Below are 857 nucleotides of genomic sequence, written 5' to 3'. Positions count from 1 at the left end.
CTAGGGTCAGGACCCATTAATTTGGTTGCCGCCATCTCGACCGCATGATTCAAGCCCCTGAAGATCAGGGAGCGCACGATGAGCAATTTATTTTGGTTGACCGACGAGCAGATGGCCCGGCTTCAGCCGTACTTTCCGAAAAGCCATGGCAAGCCCAGAGTTGATGATCGGCGTGTATTGAGTGGAATTATTTTCATTAACCGCAATGGGTTGCGGTGGTCTGATGCGCCTCGTGAATATGGGCCGCCTAAGACGCTCTACAACCGCTGGAAGCGGTGGAGCGACATGGGAGTGTTTGCACGGATCATGGAAGGGTTGGCCGCACAGGCGAAAGATCATAAGACCATCATGATCGATGCAACCTACCTCAAAGCCCACCGCACGGCCTCCAGCCTGCGATTGAAAAAGGGGGGCGTGGCAGGCTGATTGGCAGGACGAAAGGTGGCATGAACACAAAGCTGCACGCCGTCACCGACAGTGTCGGTCGTCCTATTCGGTTCTTCATATCTGCTGGCCAGGTTAGCGATTACACCGGCGCCAGGGCCTTGGTGAACAGTCTGCCAGCGGCTGATTGGCTGCTGGGAGATCGTGGCTATGACGCGGATTGGTTCCGCGACACCCTGATAGACAAGGGAATAAAACCTTGCATCCCTGGGCGGAAATCACGCGACAAGTCGGTTCGCTATGACAAGCGTCGCTACAAACGCCGCAACAGGATCGAGATCATGTTCGGACGCCTGAAGGACTGGCGCCGTGTCGCCACTCGCTATGACAGATGCCCCAAGGTCTTCCTGTCCGCTATAGCTCTCGCCGCAACCGTCTTGTTCTGGCTGTAAATCAATGAGTCTGGAGCCTAG

1 protein-coding gene is annotated in these 857 nt (G+C 55.7%); it reads left to right on the top strand.

The window, feature by feature from the left end; translation table 11 throughout:
* Positions 1-78: 78 nt before the first annotated feature.
* Positions 79-836, top strand: a protein-coding gene (locus tag Q0816_RS25905) for an IS5 family transposase (protein ID WP_298856198.1) whose coding sequence is annotated in 2 segments (ribosomal slippage) — positions 79-400 and positions 400-836 — 759 coding nt in all. Because the reading frame shifts where the segments join, the coding sequence is not laid out codon by codon here.
* The last annotated feature ends 21 nt before the right edge of the window (positions 837-857 follow it).

It is taken from the genome of uncultured Ruegeria sp. (genome assembly GCF_947497005.1).
In the GTDB taxonomy this organism is placed as follows: Bacteria; Pseudomonadota; Alphaproteobacteria; order Rhodobacterales; family Rhodobacteraceae; genus Ruegeria.
This window is presented reverse-complemented; position numbering and strand designations above follow the sequence as displayed.